The 21,356-nt window shown below is 66.1% G+C and carries 14 protein-coding genes; 7 read left to right on the top strand and 7 right to left on the bottom strand.

Translation table 11 applies throughout. The features are described 5' to 3' along the window. Window positions 1–308 precede the first annotated feature (308 nt). Together BT173_RS19415 and BT173_RS14975 are read right to left on the bottom strand one after the other, a co-directional pair. Entirely contained in the window at window positions 309–1,127 is an 819-nt protein-coding gene (locus BT173_RS19415) for a hypothetical protein (RefSeq protein WP_139256180.1), read from the bottom strand. 33 nt (window positions 1,128–1,160) lie between these two features. Continuing rightward, on the bottom strand, window positions 1,161–2,069 hold the full coding sequence (locus tag BT173_RS14975) for a LysR substrate-binding domain-containing protein (protein ID WP_072429473.1): 909 nt from the start codon (window positions 2,067–2,069) through the stop codon (window positions 1,161–1,163). A 124-nt stretch (window positions 2,070–2,193) separates the two neighbouring features. Here BT173_RS14975 and BT173_RS14980 point away from each other — a divergent pair, with 124 nt between their 5' ends. Continuing rightward, the gene (locus tag BT173_RS14980; protein WP_072429474.1) at window positions 2,194–5,094 is read left to right on the top strand and encodes a sensor domain-containing protein; all 2,901 of its coding nucleotides are present in this window, start codon (window positions 2,194–2,196) and stop codon (window positions 5,092–5,094) included. Window positions 5,095–5,281: 187 nt separating this feature from the next. On the opposite strand, the gene recD is transcribed toward BT173_RS14980, so the two are convergent. The 4 genes from recD to BT173_RS15000 form a co-directional block, all read right to left on the bottom strand. Further along, window positions 5,282–7,054 (bottom strand): exodeoxyribonuclease V subunit alpha, encoded by a 1,773-nt coding sequence (gene recD / locus BT173_RS14985; protein WP_072429475.1) that lies wholly within the window; start codon window positions 7,052–7,054, stop codon window positions 5,282–5,284. After that, window positions 7,051–10,554, bottom strand: a complete 3,504-nt coding sequence (gene recB / locus BT173_RS14990; protein ID WP_072429476.1) for an exodeoxyribonuclease V subunit beta — start codon at window positions 10,552–10,554, stop codon at window positions 7,051–7,053. Before recB ends, recD begins: the two co-directional genes overlap by 4 nt. After that, the gene (gene recC / locus BT173_RS14995; protein WP_072429578.1) at window positions 10,551–13,685 is read right to left on the bottom strand and encodes an exodeoxyribonuclease V subunit gamma; all 3,135 of its coding nucleotides are present in this window, start codon (window positions 13,683–13,685) and stop codon (window positions 10,551–10,553) included. The genes recB and recC overlap by 4 nt, the downstream gene beginning before the upstream one ends. Window positions 13,686–13,755: 70 nt before the next feature. Next, window positions 13,756–14,541 (bottom strand): substrate-binding periplasmic protein, encoded by a 786-nt coding sequence (locus BT173_RS15000; RefSeq protein ID WP_084658682.1) that lies wholly within the window; start codon window positions 14,539–14,541, stop codon window positions 13,756–13,758. A 150-nt stretch (window positions 14,542–14,691) separates the two neighbouring features. On the opposite strand from BT173_RS15000, the gene glyQ reads away from it, so the two are divergent. The 6 genes from glyQ to BT173_RS15030 are packed head-to-tail and all read left to right on the top strand — an operon-like array spanning window position 14,692 to window position 20,269. After that, the gene (gene glyQ / locus BT173_RS15005) at window positions 14,692–15,582 is read left to right on the top strand and encodes a glycine--tRNA ligase subunit alpha (RefSeq protein WP_072429478.1); all 891 of its coding nucleotides are present in this window, start codon (window positions 14,692–14,694) and stop codon (window positions 15,580–15,582) included. A 3-nt stretch (window positions 15,583–15,585) separates the two neighbouring features. Further along, the gene (locus tag BT173_RS15010; protein ID WP_072429479.1) at window positions 15,586–16,086 is read left to right on the top strand and encodes a surface-adhesin E family protein; all 501 of its coding nucleotides are present in this window, start codon (window positions 15,586–15,588) and stop codon (window positions 16,084–16,086) included. 44 nt (window positions 16,087–16,130) lie between these two features. After that, window positions 16,131–18,218 carry a glycine--tRNA ligase subunit beta gene (gene glyS / locus BT173_RS15015; protein ID WP_072429480.1) on the top strand — a complete coding sequence of 696 codons (2,088 nt, stop codon included), beginning with the start codon at window positions 16,131–16,133 and terminating at the stop codon, window positions 18,216–18,218. A 45-nt stretch (window positions 18,219–18,263) separates the two neighbouring features. Beyond that, window positions 18,264–18,809 carry a D-glycero-beta-D-manno-heptose 1,7-bisphosphate 7-phosphatase gene (gene gmhB, locus BT173_RS15020; protein ID WP_072429481.1) on the top strand — a complete coding sequence of 182 codons (546 nt, stop codon included), beginning with the start codon at window positions 18,264–18,266 and terminating at the stop codon, window positions 18,807–18,809. Between the two features lies 1 nt (window position 18,810). Further along, window positions 18,811–19,587, top strand: coding sequence for a lysophospholipid acyltransferase family protein (locus tag BT173_RS15025; RefSeq protein WP_217651484.1), 777 nt, complete (start codon window positions 18,811–18,813; stop codon window positions 19,585–19,587). After that, window positions 19,571–20,269: a M48 family metallopeptidase gene (locus BT173_RS15030; protein WP_072429482.1), complete on the top strand. Its 699-nt coding sequence runs from the start codon at window positions 19,571–19,573 to the stop codon at window positions 20,267–20,269. Before BT173_RS15025 ends, BT173_RS15030 begins: the two co-directional genes overlap by 17 nt. Here the strand turns inward: BT173_RS15030 and BT173_RS15035 are convergent. After that, entirely contained in the window at window positions 20,254–21,180 is a 927-nt protein-coding gene (locus tag BT173_RS15035) for a LysR substrate-binding domain-containing protein (RefSeq protein ID WP_072429580.1), read from the bottom strand. The two genes, BT173_RS15030 and BT173_RS15035, sit on opposite strands and share 16 nt — an antisense overlap. Window positions 21,181–21,356 lie beyond the last annotated feature (176 nt).

The following is a 21,356-nucleotide window of genomic DNA, read 5'->3' on the forward strand; positions in this document are numbered from 1 at the left end:
CCCTCGGTACTCGCCGAGCAGCACAGAAGCTCGCGGGGCTTTCCGGGGCAAGCTGTTTGAGCCGGCCGGAACGGACGGCGAGTTCTTGCCCCGGCCGCGAGCTTCGCGCAGCGCAGGGAACCCGGCGCAGCCGGGCGAGACCGCGGGCGCGCCTTCTTTTGCTTACTTTTCTTGGCAAGACAAGAAAAGTAAGGCGGCTGCGGGACGCACTCCCGCCCTAAACCACGCCTAGCGTGGGTATCGCGGCGCAGCCGCTAAAAAATCGACGCTGCGGGAAACACGTTCTCCACCCTACTTGGCTAATTGGCTTATCTCTTTTTAGTGAGAAGAATATCCTCTTCATATTCAGCACACCACTTCCCCAAATCGATCTCTCGCCATTTATCAAGCGGAGGAAACAACTTCTCATCCTCTGGATTTATCATCCATACGCGAATTTCTTCATTATTAAGCGTCTGCACAACTAGTTGCCAAAGATTTACAATTAAGTTCAAGGCACTCAATTCATCATTTGATCTATTCATGCTCACAGGGGCACCGCGTAAGGCTTCAATAGCAACATGTGAAGTACCATGAACCTCTGGAGTTCTGTAATTTCTATCAAAGCGCTTCAACGGAAGCACATAAAAAACAACCCATCCAAAACTATTATTAGGACCTTGTAGCCATTTTATAAATCCACCCAGCTTCGAGTCACGAGACTTTTTCTTAAATAAAATCCCGCTCTCCACCAAACTTAAGAATTCCATAAAGCACTCAAAAGCAATTCGCGCCGATACCAGTTGCGCCTGACGAAGAGCCCCAGAGATAGACTGATCTCTTGGGCTAAAAGTCTCTTGACCTAGCCCTGATTTGGCACCTGAACTTCCACCTAAAACCAAATATCGCACACAAGCCTCAGACTGGAATACTGATCGAAAGAACATTTCCAGCGCACGTTTCCTTAACCCCTCCTCTAAATTCTGAAACCGCTCACTATTCAGTATTGATTTTGCGCTAGCACTTGCAAATGGGACAGAATCAATTTTTATTGGAATCGGCAATTCCGCTTGAAGAAAATCATCTATCCGCTCAGCAAGACTCTTAGAATCAAGCTGCCGGTACTCCTCAACGCTTAGCTTTCTCACAGCGTCCTCACAAAGTTTGCTTGAAACGGTTACCTACCGAGCATGCGCCCGACTATGCTCCCTCGCCACCACCAGGAAATTCTGCGTCGCCTCTGAAATCCCCGAACCCCGCCGCCAGGCAATGCCAATTTCCAAACGCGGCATTTCCTCCAGGATATTGCGCACCTCCAACCGGTCGCCATCCAGCGACCAGGGGCGGTAGAGCAGATCGGGCAGGATAGAGAGGCCGGCCCCGGTGGCCACCAGCGAGCGCACGGCTTCCACCGATTCGGTGCGCAAGGCCATCTTCGGTTTGAGGCCAGCCGCGCGCCAGAACGCGCGCGTGTTCTCTTCCAGCTCGTCCACCTTCAGCATGATCAGCGCCTCGTCGGCGATTTCCTTGATCGAGATGCTGCCCAGCTCGCGCAGCGAATGATTGGCCGGCAGCCACAGGCGCCACGGCGCCTCGATCAGGGTTTCCGCTTCCAGCGCCTGCTTGTTTTCCACATTCGAGACGATCATCAACGCCACATCGAGCTCGCCGTTCACCAGCAGGTGCTCGAGATAGTCGCGCCGATCCTCCACCACCTGGATTTCCACCTTGGGAAACACGCGCCGGTAGCGGTCGAGCAGATAGGGCAGGAAGTAGCCGGTCATCAGCGGGGTCACGCCCACATTCAGCTTGCCCACCATGGTGTCGGGCCGCGCCGACAGTGCCTGTTGCGCATTTCGCACCGCCGACAGGATCTGGTGCGCATGGCGCAGGAACTGGTGGCCAGCATGGGTCAGCACCATGCCGCGCGCGTGGCGCTGGAACAGGATGGCGCCGAGTTCGGCTTCCAGCGACTTGATCGCCTCGGTGACCACCGATTGGGAGATATTGAGCGACTGGGTGGCGCCGGTGATCGATTCGGCCTCGGCCACGGCGATGAAGTAGCGGATATTTTTGAGCGAGAGGCTCATGACTGGACAATCGCGACGGTGACGCGGCACTCTAGCACAGGCCCCGGGCATGCTTGCCGCACGGCGAAATGCCGGCTGGCACCCTATATATTCAGTGGTTCGCCCTACAACGATCTGGGAAACGATGCCGTCCAGCCCGCCCCGCCCCAGCGAAGCTTTCTTCCAGCGCATCGTCGAAGATGCCGAGGAAGGCGTGTGGCTGATCGACCGCGAACAGCGCACCATTTACCTGAACCCGCGCATGGCCAGCATGCTGGGCGGTACGGTGGATGCGCTGCTGGGCCGCCAGCTGTGGGACTTCATGGACGAGAGCGAAGTCGCCCAGGCGCAGGCCAATCTGCACAAGCGCCAGGCCGGTGTGCGTGAGACACACGAATTCCGCCTGCGCCGGCTAGATGGCAGCCCGCTGTGGGCGCAGCTGAGCACGGCACCGCTGCTCGATCGTGCCGGCCAGTACGAAGGCGCGATGGCCTTCGTGTCCGATATCGGCTGGCGTCACGAGGCCGAGCAGCGCCTGGCCGAGTCGGAACGCACCTATCAGGAATTCTTCGAGCGCAGCCCGAATATCAAGCTGGTGGTCGACCCGGCCGATGGCCGCATCGTCAACACCAACCAGGCCGCGCGCACCTACTACGGCTACACGGCCGAGGAATTCCAGCAGCTGCATATCAGCGATATCAATACCCTGAGCGCGCAGGAAGTGGCCGAAGAGATGCAGCGCGCCACGCGCGAGGAACGCAATGCCTTCCTATTCCGTCACCGCCTGAAAAATGGCGAAGTGCGCGATGTCGAGGTGCGCACGATTCCCATCATCCATGCCGGCAAGCCCTTGCTGCATTCCATCGTGCACGACATCAGCCGCCAGAAGGCGGCCGAACACACGCTGCGGCTGACCCAGTTCTCGGTCGAGCAGGCGGGGCTGGCCGTGCTGTGGGTCGATCAGGCCGGCATCATCCGCTATGCGAATACCTATGCGGGCGAGCTGGCGAACTGCACGCATGCGCAGCTGCTGAACCAGCCGATCTGGGAGTTCAATCTGGGCAGCAGCGAGGCGCGCTGGCCCGAGCTATGGGCGATGGTGAAGAAAGCTGGCGCCAAGAGCATGCGCTCGCTGGCGCGCCGCCTGCCCGATGGCCGCGTGCCGGTCGAGGTGCGCGCCTCCCATCTCCTGTTCGAGGGCGAGGAATTCATGGTCACCTACTCGCTCGATATCAGCGAGCAGGTACAGGCCGAGGGCATGCTGGCCATGCAGCATGCGGCGCTGGAAGCGCTCGCGGCCGGGCACAGCCTGCAGCATCTGCTGCACCTGATTGCCAAGCGGGTGGAGGAGCTGGCGCCCGACACGCTCTGCTCCATCCTGCTGCTGGATGGCGAGCAGCTGAAGACCGGCGCGGCACCCAGTCTGCCCGATGCCTATAGCGAGGCCATCCATGGCGTGCATATCGGCCCGAATGTGGGCTCCTGCGGCACGGCCGCCTATTTCGACCGCAGCGTGGAAGTCAGCGATATCGCCAGCGATCCGCTCTGGGCCGACTACAAGCACCTGGCCCTGCAGCACGGTCTGCACGCCTGCTGGTCCATGCCCATTCATGCCAGCGATGGACGCGTGCTCGGCACCTTCGCGCTCTACTTCCGTGAAAAACGCAGCCCGAATGCCTTCCACCGCAAGATCGTGGCCGCCTGCAGCCATCTGGCCGGCATTGCCATCGAACACCGCGCGGCCGAGGCGCGTGTACATACGCTGGCCTTTTACGATGTGCTGACCGGCCTGCCCAACCGTTCGTTATTTGCCGACCGGGTGGAGCTGGCGCTGGCGCGCGCGCAGCGCGAAGCGAGCCAGGTCGCGCTGATGTTCATCGACCTCGACCGTTTCAAGACCATCAACGATTCGCTCGGCCATGCCACCGGCGACCGCCTCTTGAAGACGGTGGCCAAGCGCCTGGAGGGCCTGGTGCGCGAGTCGGACACCGTCTGCCGCCTGGGCGGCGACGAGTTCGTACTGCTGCTGCCCGACTGCGATATGAATGGCGCAGCACTATTGGCCGAGAAACTGATCGCGGCGGCGGGCGAGCGGGTGGAAGTCGACGGTCTGGTGCTCAGCCCCTCGGCCAGTATGGGCATCAGCCTCTACCCGAGCGATGGCGAAGACTACGACGCGCTGCTCAAGCATGCCGATACCGCCATGTACCGGGCCAAGGAGGGCGGGCGCAACACCTACTGCTTCTACCGTCACGATATGAACGAGGACGCGGCGGCGCGCCTGGAGATGGAAGCCGCGCTACGCTTGGCCTTGGTGCGCGGCGAGTTGCTGCTGTATTACCAACCGCAGCTCGATATCGCCAGTGGCGAGCTGTATGGGCTGGAAGCGCTGCTGCGCTGGCAGCATCCGCAATGGGGCATGGTGTCGCCGGCCAAATTCGTGCCGGTGGCCGAGGAATGCGGGCTGATCGATGTGATTGGCGCCTGGGTGCTGGACGAAGCCTGCCGGCAGATGGCCGAGTGGCAGCGCATAGGGGTGGCTGTGCCGCGCGTGGCGGTCAATCTCTCGGTGCGCCAGTTCCGTCACGACAATCTGCCCCAGCGCGTGGAAGAGACCCTGGCGCGCCATCAGCTGCGCGCCGATCAGCTCACGCTGGAGATTACCGAGAGCCTGATGATGCTGCGCGACGACGACACGCTGAATGCGCTGCGCCGCCTCGACGGCATGGGCATCACGCTGGCAGTGGATGACTTCGGCACCGGCTATTCCAGCCTGGGTTATCTGAAGCGTTTTCCGGTGCGCGAACTGAAGCTCGATCAGAGCTTTGTGCGCGATCTGAGCGACGACCCGGACGACCGCGCGCTGGCCAGCGCCGTGGTACGCATTGGCCAGAGCCTGCGCCTGAAGGTGGTGGCCGAGGGCGTGGAGACGGCCGAGCAGCTGGAGTTCCTGCGCGGCGAAGGCTGCGATATCGCCCAGGGCTATCACTTCGCCCGCCCCATGGGCGCCGATAGGCTGGCCGGCTGGGTGCGCGAACGGCGCTAGCCTAGGCCTAGGGACGCTGACTTACTCGTTTACTCAATGATCAGCTCACCACCCGGCGAAGCCGGGTGCGAATCGACAACGCCAACGCAACGCTTCCCCTTGTTTTATTCCACCCCCTCCGCCCCCGCCGCTGCGGGGGAACCGCGCTAAGGCGCGACAAGGGAATGAATCAGCACCGCCCTGGCGACTACGCCACCCCGGCCAGTGCACGCAAGCGCTCGGCCAGCCCGCTGGCGCGGCGCGTTTCCCGCCCCAGGCCCACCGCCAGCGTGGTGCCTGAACCCCACAGCTTGACGCTACGCCGCGCGCGGGTCAGCGCTGTGTACACGAGGCTGCGGCTGAGCACGGCCACCTCCTCATCCGGCAGCAAGAGCCATACGGCCTGGAATTCCGAACCTTGCGACTGGTGCACGGTCAGCGCGAATGCGCTGTCGTGGCTGGGCAGGCGCGCGGGCGCCCAGGCGCGGCTACCTTCGCCATCGGCGAAATGCACGCGCAGGCCATCTGGCCCCGCCAGGGTCAGGCCCACATCGCCATTGGCGAGGCCCAGCGCCGCATCGTTGGCACGCACGATGACGGCGCGCCCCGCATACCAGGGGTTACGGCGCACATCCTGCTGCATGAGGCGGGTTTCGATCAGGCGGTTGATGGCAGCCACGCCCACCGGCCCCTCGCGCACCGCGCACAGGAGGCGCAGGCGGTTGAAGGCGGCCAGCGCGGCCGGGAAATCATGCCGGGCAATCGCGGCGCGGTAGTCGGCCAGCTGCGGCGCCAGCGCATCGAGCAGCTGCGGCAGCCAGTCGATCACCCTACCCGGCTGCCAGTCCACATCGGCGCGCCCAGCCTGCAAAAGCGCCAGCGTGGCCGGCACATCGCCGGCATTCACGCTGCGCGCCAAAGCGCCGATGCCGCTATCGGCACCGAAGCGATGACTGTGTTGCAGGCGGGCAATGCCGTCCTGCAGGGCCGGGCCCGCGCACAGCGGCGCGGCGGGTGGCTGGCCTTCGGTGCCGGTGGCCGCCTGCAGGCGCGCCCAGGCCGGCGCGCTATGCCCGGCCAGATCGACCAGCTCGGCAAAGGCCGAACCAGCTTCCACCGAGGCCAGTTGGTCGCGGTCGCCGAGCAGGATCAGCCGCGCCTGGACCGGCAGGGCGGCCAGCAGGCGGCGGAACAGCGCCAGATCGATCATCGAGGCTTCATCCACCACCAGCGCGTCCAGCGCCAGCGGGTTGTCCGGCCCGTGGCGCGGCGTGGCCGAATCGGGCCGATAGCCGAGCAGGCGATGCAGGGTCTGCGCGCGGTGCGGCAGCGCGGCCTGGGCCACCAGGTCGAGACCGAGCTGCTGCTTGGCACCGTTCAGGGCCTCTACCATGCGGGCGGCCGCGCGCCCAGTGGGGGCGGCCAGCACGATGCGGCAGCGCGGTTCCAGCTGCAGCAGGGCAGCCAGCACCTTGGCCACCGTGGTGGTCTTGCCGGTGCCCGGCCCGCCGGAAATCAGCGCGATGCGATTGAGCAGCGCGGTGGCGGCCGCCAGGCGCTGACCGTCCTGGGGCGCGCTGCCGGCAAACAGCGGCGTGAGCGCGGCCTTCACCTGCTCGGGCGCCAGCGCGCTCGGCCCGGCGCGTTCGTGCAGCATGCGCGCGAGCTCAGTCTCATCCGCCCACAGCCTGGCCAGATAGAGCCGCTCGCCATCGCGCACAAACGGTGCATAGTCACCCGGCGCGCCGACAAAGCCGCTCGCATCCAGCGCCGCCAAGCAGTCGGCCAAGGCGGGCAGCCGTTCGCCCTGCCAGCTTTGCCCGGCCACTTGCGCGAGTGCAATGCACACATGGCCTTCACTTGCGCCTCGCAAGGTCAGCGCGGCTAGCTGCAGGGCGGTCTCGGGCGCGGCCGGGAAGGCCTGCCCCAGCCATTCGAGCAATTCGGCGGCAAACGGCGGCAACAAGGCGGTATTGATCATGCGCGCGCTCCGCACAGCAGATCTTCCAGGCCCTGGATCAGGCTCAGCGTGGGCCGGTAGCGCCACAGCCCGCCGCCGGGTAGGCCGCGCAAAAACAGATAGAGCGCGCCGCCGAAGTCGCGCGCGTAGTCGTAGCTGCGCAGACGCCAACGCAGATAGCGGTGCAGGGCCACGCAGTAGATGAGCGCCTGCAGATAGTAGTGTTCCTCGGCCATCGCGTTTTCCAGCTCGGCCGCGCCATAGCTGGCTAGGCGGTTGGACTTCCAGTCCAGCACGTAATGGCGGCCATCCAGCACGCAGGTCAAATCGATAAAACCTTTCAGATAACCGGCGCCGACCTCGGCGCTCAGGCTCTCGGCCGCCGCGGCAAAGCGCGCGGGCAGGCCATGACGCGGGTCGGCCAGCAGGGCAGCCAAGGCGCGCCAGGCAAACGGCTGTAAACGGTAGGTGAATTCCAGCTCCACCATGCGCTGCGCGGCCGGCACCTGTTGCAGGCTGGCGCCGTGCTCGCCCAGCGGGGTGGCCAGCGCCACCTCGACCAGATCGGCCGCCATCTCGGTCCAGCTTGGTTCAAAGCCATGCGCGAGCAGCTGCTTGCGCGCCATCGCCTCCAGGCCAAGGCGGTCCTGGCGGCAGAAATCCCAGTTCTCGAACAGCGCATGCAGGCAGACACCGGCGCGCGCACCGGCCGGGAAGGTATCGAAGCGACCAGCCTCGGGCAGCGGCAGCAGCGGCTCGGCCAGCCGCCCATCATGATCGGGCGCCTCGGCATGCACGCCAGCGGTCAGCGCCGAGAAGCTGCTCATGCGCCACTGCCAGCCCAGGCGGCGGGTAAGGCTGGCCAGCTGCGGCACGGGCGCGGCCTCGGCCGGCGCCGGGGTCGCCGCCACTTCACTGCTCAGCGCCGCCGCCCAGTCCATCTGGGCAGCCGGGCCGGCTGCGCACAGCGCGGCAATCTCGCCCTGCAGCTCGGCCGCCGCACGCTGGCGTTCGGCGCCGCCGGCCAATAGCCAGCCCAGGGCCGAGCTCGCCATATCCTTGACCTCGCCCCAGGCAATGAAGCAGGCGCTCTTCGGCCGGGTCAGCGCCACATACAAGAGGCGCAGCTTCTCGGCCAGGCGCTCCTCGCGCGCCTTGGCGCGGCGGGCCTCGAAATCGGGCGAGCCGAGATCAAGCACATTGCCCTCGCCCTCGTGGCACAGCGCCCATTGCTCGCCCGGCTTGAACAGCGCGCCGTCCCACAGGAACGGGCAGAACACGACCGGGTACTCGAGGCCCTTGGACGCATGGATGGTCACCAGGCGCACGCGGCTGGCATCGCTTTCCAGGCGCATCAGCCGACCTTCGTCCTCGCCGCTCGAATCGGCCAGCGCCTGGCGATACCAGGCCAGCAGCGGAGCGAGGCCCGCGCGTTCGCGGCGCGCGAGTTCGATCAGCTCGAATAGATGCAGCAGATTGGTCAGGCGCCGCTCGCCATCGCGCCAGCCGGCCAGGCGCTCGGCCGCCCCGCTGTCGATCAGCCAGGCGCTGAGCGCGGCCATGGCGCCACGGCTGGCCAGCAGCTGCTGCCAGCGGCGGAAGTCGGCCAGGCAGTGCTCCCAAGTCGCTTCATCATGCAGGCGCTGGTAGAGCGTGGCGCCGTCCAGCCCCATGCTGACCGTGGCCACCGCCGCGCGCACTGCGCGCTCGCTCGGCTCGATCAACGCGGTCAGCACCTGCAGGAGGTCATGCGCTTCCTCGGTATCGAACACGCTTTGCTGGCTGATGCGCACACTGGGCACACCGGCCTCGGCCAGCGCCGCCTGCAGCGCGGCGAGGTCGGCATGCGCGCTGGCCAGCACGGCAATATCGCCGCCGCGCAGCGCCCGCCCGCCGAGCTGAGCCGCGCCCGGTGCAAGCAGGGCGGCGATGCGCGCTGTCGTCTGCGCCACCGCCAGCGCGCGCGCCTCGCCCTTGCCCAGGCTGGCGTCACCGAGCCAATCCCACTGCAAGGCCGCCTGCGGCACACCCTGCCAGCTCAGGCGCGGCTTGTCGTCGATCGCATCCACGGGCGGGTAGCGCAGCGCGGGCAGCAAGAAAGGATCGGGCGCGCAGGCAAACAGCTGGTTGACCGCGCCAACCAGCTCGGGCGTGCTGCGCCGGTTGGTGGCAAGGCTGTAGCGGCGCGCTTCGGCCACCCGTTCACGCGCAGCCAGATAGGCATGCAGCTCGGCCCCGCGGAAGGCGTAGATGGCCTGCTTGGGGTCGCCGACCAGGATGGCCGGCTGGCCGCCCTGGCCGAATAGCCGGTCGAAGATGCGGAACTGCAGCGGGTCGGTATCCTGAAATTCGTCGATCAGCGCGGCGCGATAACGCGTGCGTAAAGCCTGGGCCAAAGTATCGCCGTCCGGGCCGGCCAGCGCGGCATCGAGCTCGACCAAGAGGTCGTGAAAGCTCATCACCCCAAGCGCGGTCTTGCGCGCCTGCAGGCGCTCGGCCAGCTCGACTATCAGCCGGCCGTGCAGCGCAGCCAGGCGCGCGGCATAGGCGGCCTGCAGCGGCAGTGCAGCCTCGACCAGTGTTTCGAATAGCGCGAAGGGCGCAGGCACCGGCTGTGGTGTCTTCAAGGCCTCGGCCAGCTCGCGCGCATACAGTCGGCGCACCTTGCTCTCGGCCTGGCCGGGCGATTTCTCGTCCAGCTTGATCTCAGGCAGGCCGCTGCCCGAGAGCCAGCCCTGCCACAGCGCCACCGAGCCCTTCAGCCAGTCGGCGCGATGGCTGCCCTTGAACAGGCCGTCGTCCGACATGCGCCACAGCCAGGCCAGCGCCTGCTCGCCTTCCGCCTGCCAGGCGGCACGCAGCGCGCTGTGCGCCGCGGCAAAGCGTGCTTCGGCCTGCGCCACATCGGCGCCCTGCGGCAGCGCAATGCGCAGGCCGGGCTGGCCCAGATAGCTGCGCAGCTGCTGCAGCCAGGCATCGGGTGACTGGCCCTGGGCAATCAGCCAGGCCAGCCAGCTCGGGCTGGCCTTGGCCAGCTCATCCTTCCAGGCTGCGTCGGCCACGTTCTGCAGCAGCTCGGCCTCCTCGGCCAGGAATTCGCGCTCAAGCTCGAGGCCCGCCAAGAGCGCATGCTCGCCGAGCGCACGCTGGCAGAAGCCGTGAATGGTGAACACGGCCGCAGCATCGAAGCCGGACACCGCGGCGCGCAGGCGGCGCGCGGCCTCGCTGCGCTCAGTCTCCGGCCAGGCGGCCAGCAGGCTCGCGCAGAGGGGATCGGTGCTCTTGGCGCTTTCAAATGCCTGCGCCAGCTCGGCCAGCCGGGCGCGGATACGCGCGCGCAGCTCGGCGGTGGCGGCCTTGGTATAGGTGACCACCAGGATCTGCTCGGGCCCCAGGCCCTGCTCAAGCACCAGACGCGCATACAGCGCGGCAATGGTCCAGGTCTTGCCGGTACCGGCGCTGGCCTCGATCAGGCTCAGGCCATCCAGCGGCGCGCTCAGGGCGTGGAAATGCGCGCTCATGCCAGCTTGCTCCGGCTTTCCGCCTGCAAGAGCGGCAGCAGCAACTGCTCGGCCAGCGCGGCAAAATCCTCATCGAACGGGGCCTGGCCACGCCATAGCGCACGCACGCTGGCATAGCTGCCCTCGCCCGCCTGTTGCTGCACGCCTTCCCAGGCCTTGACGGCATTGGCCAGCGCCTTGGCCGGCCCGCCATCCTTCTTGGCCTGCAGGCCCTCGGCATAGGCGAGGCTGCTGCGCGGCAGCAGGGCCAAGGGGCGGCGGCAGGCGGCGCGATAGGCGTCGATCCAGTCGACCAGCTGCGCACAGGCCACACTCGGCGGCAGGCTCGCATAGCGGGCGATTTCCTCCAGACCGATCAGGCGCGTCTGCGTGGCCACGCCCGCGGGCGCCACTGCACACAGCGCCAGGTGCTGCAACCAGGCCACCAGGCGGTCGCCCTCGCGCAACTTGCCCGGCTGGCGCAGGCCGAGGCCTTGCTCGTCCAGGCCATGCAGGCGGCCATGCAGGCGCAGGCCGGCCAGTTCCAGATCAAGCGCGCATTCCGCGCTGCCCAGCGCGCGCCACTGCGCCACGGCCGGGGCGAAGACTTGCGCGGCGCGTTCAGCCCACACGGCGGACGCCGCACCCACAGGCAGCAGGGCCGCGCCCTGGCCGAGCGCCTGCAGGCTGGTGGCCTGGTCGGCTTTCACATCAGCCAGTGCCAGCAGCGCACGCTGGCTGGCGCGGTCGAGTTCAAACGGTTCGCGGTGCGCGAGGCCCTCCTCGCTGCGTGCAAAGCGCACGCCCAGGCGTTGCAGGAACCAGGCACTGCTATCGCGCGCGAAGGCCAGCAGCTCGCCGAGCGCGAGCGCGTCCAGGGCCTCGTCCCTGGGCAGCTCGGCATCGGCCAGGCGGGGTGGCTGGGCGCTGCCGCGACCGGCCAGCTGGGCAATCGGAGCCCAGCGCGCATCGAAACTGGGCAGGGCGGCGGCAAAGCGCGTGCTGGCAAACGGTTGCAGCGCATGCTGCGCCACCAGGCAATCGGTCAGTTCGCGGCCATCCCCGCTGTAGAAGCCGCTGGCCAGCGCATCGAGCAAGTCGGCAATCACGGTCGAGGGTGGCAACGCCGTATCGCTGCGCGCATCACGGCCGGTGTAGAACAGCAGCAGGCTGTCGCGCGCGGCCAGCACGGTTTCCAGGAATAACCAGCGCTCGTCCAGCGCGCGCGCGCGGTCACCGCGACGCGGGTGGCGGGCAATCAGGTCAAAGCCATCGGGCGGGCTTTCGCGTGGGAAGGCCCCGTCGTCGAGGCCCAGCACCGCTACCACGCGGAAAGGTAGGTTGCGCATCGGCATCAGCTGGGCAAAGGTCACCCCGCCGGTCAGAAAACCGCCCGCGCCCGAGCCCGCCGCCAGCTGCTTGTGCAGCCATTCCAGCACTGCGACACGGCCTACTGGCTCGCTCACGCCGCTGCGTTCGGCCAGTTCACCCAGCTCGCTCAAGGCGGCGCGCAGGGTTTCCAGCGCCGGCAGCTCGGCCTCGCCCTCCTCGAACCAGCGCCCCAGCCAGTCGGCCAGCTGGCGCGCCCATTCCTGCAGTGGGCGCGGGCGCTGCAGCATGTCCTGCCAGCGCGCCAGCTGACGGCTGAAGCGGCTGAGCCCGGCCGCGGCACCAGCAAAGCGCAGATCGAGATCGGCCAGCGGCACGAGCTCGGCAAAGAGTGGCAGCTGTGCATCGCTCAGCGTGTCGGCATCCGGCAGCGCCACGCCCAGGAGCACGCGACCTATGCCGGCCTGCCAGCTATAGGCGTCGCCCGCACGACCACGCCGTATGCCAGCCGCAGCAATCCATTCGCGCAGGCGCGGTAGCTCGGCCTCGGCCAGTTCGAAACGCTGGGCCAGGGCGGGAATCTCCAATAGGGCCATCAACCGGTCGGCTTCCCAGTCGCCATCGGGCACGCGCAGCAAATCCACAAAGCCCTCCAGCAGCGGCGAGGCGCCCAGGCCGCCCTTGTCAGCCACCGCATAGGGAATATTCGGCTCGCCCTGGCCGAACACCGCCTCGATATAGGGCGCATAGGCTTCGATATTCGGGCACAGCACCACCACCTCGGCCGGCTGCAGGCTGGCGTCACCGGCAAACTGCTGCAGCAGCGCATCACGCAGGGTTTCCACCTGGCGCAGGGGGCTGTGGCAGGCGTGGATGCGCAGGCTGTGATCGTGGGCATGTACGGGCAACGGCGTGCGCGGCGCCAGGGTCAGCACATCGTATTGCAGCTGGGCAAGCAGGCGCTCGGGCGGAGCCTTCTCGTCGAACAGGCTGCTTAGCTCATCCACGCCGGCCAGCTCATCGAAGAACACGCGCCCCTGCGCGCCCCAGGCGGCCAGCAGGCGCTCGCCCACGCCCTGGGCCTCGGCGCGCTGGGCGATATCGCCCCAGGGCTGGGCACAGGGGTTGAGCGCAAACAGCGCCACATCAATGCGCTCGGCCAGCGCCTGCAAAATCTGCAACAGCAAGGGCGGCAGGCTGGAGCTGCCGAACAGCACCACCCGTTCGGGCAGATCCAGCGGAGCCGGGTCGTGCAGGCGGGTTATCAGCGCGGCCATCAGGTCGGCGCGGTGGGCATGGCTGCGGTCCTGGGCGAGCGCGCGCCACAGGGCCATCTGCCAGGCTTCGTCCTCACCCAGATCAAGCAGACGGCCAGCTTCCCAGGCCGACAGCCAGTCGGGGCGGTAGACTAGGTATTGGTCGAACACATCGGCAATGCGCACCGCGAGGCGCCAGCGCTTGCGCTCGGACAGCACCCCGCCCGCTTCGCCCACACGCAGATAGGGTGCCAGCGCAGCCGGCGGCGTGGCCAGCAGCGCATGCAGGCGCCAGGCCAGCGCATCGTTGCCGAATGGGCCGCTGCGCGGCTGCGGGCCAAGCACGGTTTCGATCAGCTGCCAGAGAAAGCCGGCCGGCAGCGGGAAATCCACATTCGCGCAGATGCCGAAACGCTCGGCGATATTCAGGCTCAGCCAGCGCCCCATGCCGCGCGCCTGCACGATGACCGTTTCGCGCGCGTACACATCCTGCTGCGGCACGCTGAGCACGCCGTGCAGCAGGATGGCGAGGGTATCGAGGCGGTTGGACTGGTAGAGATGAAGCACGCTGCGGCCCGGAAACAGTGGAACGGGGGCGATGGTACGCGCTTGGCTGCCGACGGTGTGGGCAGGCCGGTTATGGTTGCGGGGAAAGCAGGTATTGGCGGTGAAACTGTTGCTGCAGATGCGCAAGTTCGGCCGGGTAGGCACTGCGACGCAGATAGGCCTCCACCTTGGGCAGATAGGGCAGCAGCCAGCGCGCCTGGCGCGATACGGAGATATACAACTCGCCGCGCACCAGGGCCGGCGATTGCACCGCCAGCTGCGCCCCCAGGCCAAGCCGTTCGATCAGCAACTGGCCGGCCTCGCGCCCATACAGCACGGCATCGACACGATCAGCCGGCAGCTTTCTGAAGGTGCTTTGCGCATCGTTGGCGAAGTCGCGCTCGGTCTGGCTGGCCAGCAGCTGATCGAAAGCCTCGCCCATCGACACGCCGTTGACGAGGCCGACGCGCAGGCCGCGCAGGTCCGCGGGTGCGGCAACGCGTAAGGGCTGCGCCTTGCGGCCGAAGGCGACGATGTCGTTGTATCCCATCGGTATTGCCAGGAAGACCGAGTAGGCTTCGCGCTCCGGGTTGCGGAACGCACACACATTGATCTCCACCTCGCCCGACTCGACCAGGTTCTGGCAGCGTCGCCAGGGGCCCACGTACTGGAAGTTCACGCGCAAGCCTGCCGCCGCAAAAGCACGCCGCACCACCTCGATGCAGCTGCCGATATGTTCGCGCCCATCGCTCCAGTTCCAGGGTGGATAGTCATGGTGGCCGCAGGCTCTGGCCTCGCGCGCCACGGCCGGCACAACAGCCAGCCCCGCCGCGCACAGCCCGACCAAGACCACCCGCCACCGCCGAATTTGCCCCATGTCCACCCTCCACCTGCGCCGCAGTTCGGTATAGCAGCCGTAAACCGGCTTGGGCAGGCGGGACGAGCATGCCGCCCGCGCATTGGTCAGGCGCCGGAATGCCAGTAGAATCAGCGCCTCGAATTCATTTCCCTGCGGATCGCGCCACCCATGCTGACCTTCCAGCAAATCATCCTTACCTTGCAGAAATACTGGGGCGACTACGGTTGCGTACTGTTGCAGCCCTACGATGTGGAAGTCGGTGCCGGCACCTTCCACACCGCCACCTTCCTGCGTGCCCTGGGCCCGGAACCGTGGAATGCCGCCTATGTGCAGCCGAGCCGCCGCCCCAAGGACGGCCGCTACGGCGAGAACCCGAACCGCCTATTCCAGCACCACCAGTTCCAGGTGGCGCTCAAGCCCTCGCCCGACAACATCCAAGACCTCTACCTCGGTTCCCTGAAGGCACTCGGTCTCGACCCGACCGTGCACGATATCCGCTTCGTGGAAGACGACTGGGAAAGCCCCACCCTGGGCGCCTGGGGTCTGGGTTGGGAAGTGTGGCTGAACGGCATGGAAGTGACCCAGTTCACCTACTTCCAGCAAGTGGGCGGCCTCGACTGCAAGCCGGTGCTGGGCGAGATCACCTATGGCCTCGAGCGTCTGGCCATGTATCTGCAGAACACCGAGAACGTGTACGACTTGGTGTGGACCCATCTGCCCGATGGCACGCCGGTCAGCTATGGCAATGTGTTCTATCAGAACGAAGTCGAGCAATCGAAGTACGCGTTCGAGCACTCGAATGTCGAGCTCTTGTTCCAGCAGTTCAACGACTACGAAAGCGAAGCGCGCCGCCTCTTGGAAGCCCAGGTGCCGCTGGCCGGCTACGAGATGATCATGAAGGCCAGCCACACCTTCAATCTGCTGGATGCACGCGGGGCGATCTCGGTGACCGAGCGGGCGGCCTATATTGGCCGTATCCGTACCCTGTCGCGCGGTGTGGCGCAGGCCTACTACGATGCCCGCGAAGCACTGGGCTTCCCGATGCTGAAAAAGGACTGATTCATGAAACTGGCCGCTGCACTGCTCCTGACCCTGGGTCTTGCCGCATGTGGCGGCAGTTATATGAATACCGAGGATGCCGAGCCACCGGTGGCGGTGCCCGAGGCGGAAGAAGCCGACTGGCGCCTGTACGGCCAGCTGCCCGAGTTCGACACCAAGGTCGACTTCAACAGCATCGAGACTGTGCAGGCCGATGGCTATAGCGAAGCGCTGGTGTATGTGTGGCTGCTGCGCGAATTCAAGGCCGACCAGAAGTCCGACTTCGCCGACGAGTACGACTATCGCAAGGAATACACGCGCTTCGTGCTCAACTGCGCGCAGGCCGAGATGGCTGGCATCGCGGTCGAACGCCAGGACAAGGACGGCGAGCAAACCAGCCGGCGCGATGTGCCCGGCTTCCAATGGCAGTTCGAACCGGCCGGCAGCGATACCTATAAGGCCGACTTCCTACGTCAGGTCTGTGCGCTGGCCAAGCAAAAGGCGGCCGCCGAGGCCAAGGAATAAACCCATCCCCACCAGGCTGTGTGCCTGGGGCTAAAGACAATCTTATGAACCCGACCCTACTGATCGAACTGTTCACCGAAGAGCTGCCCCCCAAGGCCCTGCCCAAGCTGGCCGCCTCGTTTGCCAACACCCTCGTCGCCGAGCTGAGCCAGCGTCATCTGATCCATGGCACGCCGCGTTTTCAGACCTTTGCCTCGCCGCGCCGCCTGGGTGTGGCCATCGAGGGCGTGGCCAGCCAGGCCAGCGCCCGTGAAGTGGAAGAAAAGGTGATGTCGGTGGCGGTGGCCTTCGATGCTGCAGGCCAGCCCAGCATGGCGCTGCAGAAGAAACTGGAAAAGATGGGCCTAGGCCTCGACGCTGTGGCGCGCCTGGAGCGCAAGCCGGACGGCAAGGCCGAGGCGCTCTATCTGAGCCAGAGCGTGGCCGGCGAGGCACTGGCTGGCGTGCTGGAAGGCATTCTGCTGGAAGCCTTGAAGAAGCTGCCCGCCCCTAAGCTGATGCGTTGGGGCGCCCGCGAGGTGCAGTTCGTGCGCCCCGTGCATGGCCTCTTGGCCCTGCATGGCAGCGAGGTGGTGCCGGCTTCGGTGCTCGGCTTGCAAGCTGGTCGCCATACCGGCGGACACCGCTTTCTCAGCCAGGGCCCGGTCGAGATCCGGCATGCGGATGAATACGCCGCCACGTTGGCCGCCAATGGCAAGGTGGTCGCCAGCTTCGAAGCGCGCCGCGAGGCCATCAAGGCCAAGCTCGATGAAATGGCCGCCGCGCTGGGTTGCAGCTATGCCGGCGGCGACGCGCTGATCGATGAAGTGACCGCCCTGGTCGAATGGCCGGTGGTGCTGCAGGGCAGCTTCGAGGCCGACTTCCTCAAGGTGCCGCAGGAATGCCTGATCCTGACCATGCAGCAGAATCAGAAGTATTTCCCGCTGCTGGATGCGCAGGGCAAGCTGGTCAATCACTACCTGATCGTCTCGAATCTGGAGACGGCCGACCCCAGCCACATCATTCACGGCAACGCGCGCGTGCTGCGTGCACGCCTGTCGGACGCCAAGTTCTTCTACGAGCAGGACCAGAAGCAGCGCCTGGACAGCCGCGTGGCACGCCTGGCGAACGTGGTGTACCACAACAAGATCGGCAGCCAGCTGGAGCGGGTAACCCGCCTGGAAAGCATCTCGGGCGCGATTGCCGGCCTGTTGGGCGCCGACAGCGCGCTGGCCGCACGGGCCGGCTTCCTGGCCAAGGCCGACCTGATGAGCGATATGGTCGGTGAGTTCCCCGAGCTGCAAGGCATCATGGGCACCTATTACGCGCGCCTGGATGACGAACACGAAGCGGTAGCCGCCGCCATCGAAGGCCATTACCACCCACGCTTTGCCGGCGACAGCCTGCCTGAGGGCCCGATTGCCCAGGCCGTATCCCTGGCCGACAAGCTGGAAACCCTGGTCGGCATCTGGGGCATCGGCCTGATCCCGACTGGCGACAAGGACCCGTTCGCACTGCGCCGTGCCGCGCTGGGCGTGCTGCGCATGTTGGTGGAAGCGCGCCTGCCGCTCGATCTGAAGGCCCTGCTCGCACAGAGCGCCGCCGCCTTCCCCGCCGGCGTGATTGCCGAGGGCACGGTGGATGGCGTGTTCGGCTTTATGCTCGAACGCCTGAAGAACCTGCTGGCCGCCGAGTTCCCCGCCGCCGATATCGAAGCCGTGCTGGCCGATGCACCGAGCCGCTTTGATGAGCTGAACCTCAAGCTGGCTGCCGTGGCCGAGTTCAAGGCCCTGCCGGAAGCCACCGCGCTGGCCGCCGCCAATAAGCGTATCCGCAATATCCTGAAGAAGAATGTGGCCGAGGGCAGCAGCCTGCCCGCGGTCAGCGCCGCCCTGCTGCAGGAAGCTGCCGAGCGCGAGCTGCATGGCGCACTGAGCCAGCTGCAAGCGCCGGTACAAGCCGCCTTGGCCGCGCACGACTACACGGCCGCGCTCAAGCAGCTGGCCGGCCTGCGTGCGCCGGTGGATGCCTTCTTCGACAGCGTGATGGTGATGGCCGACGACCTGGACGTACGTCATAACCGCCTGGCCCTACTGGCCGAGCTGAGCGCGCTGATGAACCAGGTGGCGGATATCTCGCTGCTGGCCGAGTAAGCGGCAGCCAGGACTCGCCACGCACACAGAAAGGCGGGAACCCGCATGAAACTAGTCATTCTCGACCGCGATGGCGTGATCAACCACGATCGCGACGATTTCGTGAAGTCGGCTGCCGAGTGGATTCCCATCAACGGCAGCCTGGAGGCGATTGCCCTGCTCAACCATGTGGGCTGGCGGGTGGTCATCGCATCCAATCAGAGCGGCATCGGGCGCGGCTTTTTTGGCATGGCCGAGCTGAATGCCATGCACGACAAGCTGCACCGGCTGCTGGCCGGCGTGGGCGGACGGGTCGACGCGATCTTCTTCTGCCCGCACACGGCCGATATGCAGTGCAACTGCCGCAAGCCCAAGCCCGGCATGTATAAGGACATCGCCCAGCGCTTCGATGTGCGGCTGGAGAAGGCCATCGTGGTAGGCGACAGCCTACGCGATCTGGAAGCCGCCGCCGCCGTGGGTGCCCAACCGATTCTGGTGCGTACCGGCAAGGGCGAGAAGACGCTGGCCAAAGGCGGCCTGCCGGAAAATACCAAGGTGTTCTATGACCTGATGGAGGCCGTGCTCGACCTGATCGGCCAGGAGGAAAGCTGACGTGTTGCTGTGGTTACGTTCTGCGCTGTATATGACTGGCTGGGCACTGAACACCGTGCTGTGCGCGATTGGCTGCATGCTGGCCCTGCCCCTGCCCTATAAGGCCCGCTATGCGGTGGTCAGCTATTGGAGCCGCTTTGCCATCTGGTGGCTGGCCCTGACCTGTGGCTTGAGGGGCCACATCATCGGCCAGGAAAACCTGCCGGCGCAGGCCGCGGTGGTGATGAGCAAGCACCAGTCCGCATTCGAGACCATGGCCCTGCAGGCGATGCTGCCGCTGACCGCCTGGGTGGTGAAGCGCGAGCTGCTGCGCATCCCCTTCTTTGGCTGGGGCATGTGGAGCTTGCGCCCGATTGCCATCGACCGTGCCAACCCGCGCGAAGCCAGCCGCCAGCTGATCCAGCAGGGCGGTGCCAAGCTGCGCAGCGGGGCCTGGATCGTCATCTTCCCCGAGGGCACGCGGGTGGCGGCCGGCCAGCGCGGCCGCTACAAACAGGGCGGAGCGCGCGTTGCCTGTGGCGCCGGCGTGCCGGTGGTGCCGGTAGCGGTCAATTCGGGCGAGTTCTGGCCGCGTAACAGCTTCCTCAAGTATCCGGGCGAGATCACCATCTCGATCGGCCCGGCCATCCCCACCCAGGGCAAAACGCCCGAGCAGGTCAGCGAAGCGGTGGAAGCATGGATAGAGGCCGAGATGGTGCGCATCAGTGGCGTGGGCCCGTGCTGGCCGAAGTCGCGCAAGCCAGCGGAAATCCACGGTAGCAATGCGCTCGCAGGCTGAAATCCGCCGCGCCCTGCAGCTGAACGGGCGCACCGTGGACTTCACGCTCAAGCGCGCCAGCCGGCGCAGCGTGGGGCTGAAGATCGGGCCGGACGGCCTGACCGTCAGCGTGCCGCAGCGCTTTCCACTGGCCGAGCTCGACGCCATCCTGCACCAGAAGGCGAACTGGATCGCCAGCAAACTCGACGCCATGGCCGCCCGCCCCGAGCCGACCGCCTTGGTGGCCGGTGCGCGCATAGACTGGCTGGGCGAGCCGCATGCGCTGCAAATCGGCTTCAGCCGCGCGCGCGTGGAGGCCGATAGCCTTCAGCTGGTGGCGCACAGCACGGCCGATATTCCCGCCGCGCTGGAAAAACTGATGCGGCGCGAGGCGCGCGTGTTCCTGGCCGAGCGCCTGGCGCTCTGGGCCGGCCGGCTGAATCTGCGCTATCACGACTTCAAGCTATCGAGCGCCGGCACGCGCTGGGGCAGCTGCACCAGCGGCGCGGTCATCCGCCTGAACTGGCGACTGATGCAGGCGCCGCTGCCAGTCATCGACTATGTGGTCATCCATGAGCTTTGCCATCTAGTCGAGCTTAACCATTCCGAGCGCTTCTGGACCCTGGTGGCCAGCGCCTGCCCCGACTGGCGGCACAAGCGCGCTTGGCTCAAGCAGCACGGCAGCCGCTATTTTTCCTGGTAGGCCGGCGTACCGCCGACCAGCTTGAGCGACTTGGCCACCTTGCGCACCGTATCGCAGAACTCAGCCAGCAGCGGGGTGCTTGCCCCGGCACTCGGGTAGGCCAGCATGTACTGGTAGCGGATATTCGATTCGAACGGCCGCAACACCACGCCATTCGCCTGCCAGATCTGCGCCGCGAACGGCTCCACAATCGACACCCCGAAACCATTCGCCACCATCGCATAGCGCGTATGCGCGGTATGGGTGCGCACCAGGTAGTGCGGGCGCACGCCGGCCTTGTCCAGAATCATCTGTTCCTCGCGGTAGGCCGCACTGCCATCGGGCAGCCAGCCCACCATGGCCAGGCCATCGAGGTCCTTGGGGCGCACCAGGTCGAGCCGGCTCAGCGGGTGACCAACCGGCATCGCGCACAGCACCGGGGTTTCCAGCAAGGCTTCGGTCTCAATACCCGCCACCGGCGGCAGCGCGAGGCCCAGCGCCACATCGGCCTTGCGGTCCTGCAGGCGGGCCAGAATCTCGGGCGTGTTCTGCGCATAGATATCGACCGGCACCGTGGGCCGGTAGCGATAGAACTCGCGCAGCACGGCTGGCAGCAGCACGGTGGACAGCACCGGCAGGCAGGCCACCACCAGGCTCTCCGGCGTGTCCTGGCGTATGGTGTCGGCCACCTGCTTGAGGCGGGCCAGGCCAAGGAAGTTCTCCTCCACCGCGCGATAGAAACGGATGGCGGCCGGCGTGGGCAGCAGGCGGCCCTTATTGCGGTCAAACAGTGCAAAGCCGACATCCGACTCCAGATCAGCAATCAGGCGACTGATGGCCGGCTGGGTCACATGCATCTGACGTGCGGCACCCACGCTGCTGCCGGTCTGCATCAGGTAGCGGAAAGCTTCGATCTGGCGAAAACGCAGCATATAGGCCCCAAGGTGGCGCATCAGCCCAAGCGGGCAAGGCAGGCATGGTAAGCCTGTAGTGGACTACATAACAAATACGCATACCTGATATACAAATATGAGTAGATACAATGAAGCGGCTTTGGAATACTGCGCCCCAATGCTGCACCGGGCCCTCAACCCATGATCGTGCCGGC

Source organism: Chitinimonas taiwanensis DSM 18899, assembly GCF_900119825.1.
Taxonomy (GTDB): Bacteria; Pseudomonadota; Gammaproteobacteria; order Burkholderiales; family Chitinimonadaceae; genus Chitinimonas; species Chitinimonas taiwanensis.

What these genes read in the sequence shown, in the direction of transcription:
- BT173_RS15010 (WP_072429479.1), top strand. Translation starts at nt 15,586, where the DNA reads ATGAAACTGGCCGCTGCACTGCTCCTGACCCTGGGTCTTGCCGCATGT.
- recD (WP_072429475.1), bottom strand. Translation starts at nt 7,054, where the DNA reads ATGATCAATACCGCCTTGTTGCCGCCGTTTGCCGCCGAATTGCTCGAA.
- BT173_RS15000 (WP_084658682.1), bottom strand. Translation starts at nt 14,541, where the DNA reads ATGGGGCAAATTCGGCGGTGGCGGGTGGTCTTGGTCGGGCTGTGCGCG.
- glyQ (WP_072429478.1), top strand. Translation starts at nt 14,692, where the DNA reads ATGCTGACCTTCCAGCAAATCATCCTTACCTTGCAGAAATACTGGGGC.
- BT173_RS15035 (WP_072429580.1), bottom strand. Translation starts at nt 21,180, where the DNA reads ATGCTGCGTTTTCGCCAGATCGAAGCTTTCCGCTACCTGATGCAGACC.
- BT173_RS15030 (WP_072429482.1), top strand. Translation starts at nt 19,571, where the DNA reads ATGCGCTCGCAGGCTGAAATCCGCCGCGCCCTGCAGCTGAACGGGCGC.
- gmhB (WP_072429481.1), top strand. Translation starts at nt 18,264, where the DNA reads ATGAAACTAGTCATTCTCGACCGCGATGGCGTGATCAACCACGATCGC.
- BT173_RS14980 (WP_072429474.1), top strand. Translation starts at nt 2,194, where the DNA reads ATGCCGTCCAGCCCGCCCCGCCCCAGCGAAGCTTTCTTCCAGCGCATC.
- glyS (WP_072429480.1), top strand. Translation starts at nt 16,131, where the DNA reads ATGAACCCGACCCTACTGATCGAACTGTTCACCGAAGAGCTGCCCCCC.
- recB (WP_072429476.1), bottom strand. Translation starts at nt 10,554, where the DNA reads ATGAGCGCGCATTTCCACGCCCTGAGCGCGCCGCTGGATGGCCTGAGC.
- BT173_RS14975 (WP_072429473.1), bottom strand. Translation starts at nt 2,069, where the DNA reads ATGAGCCTCTCGCTCAAAAATATCCGCTACTTCATCGCCGTGGCCGAG.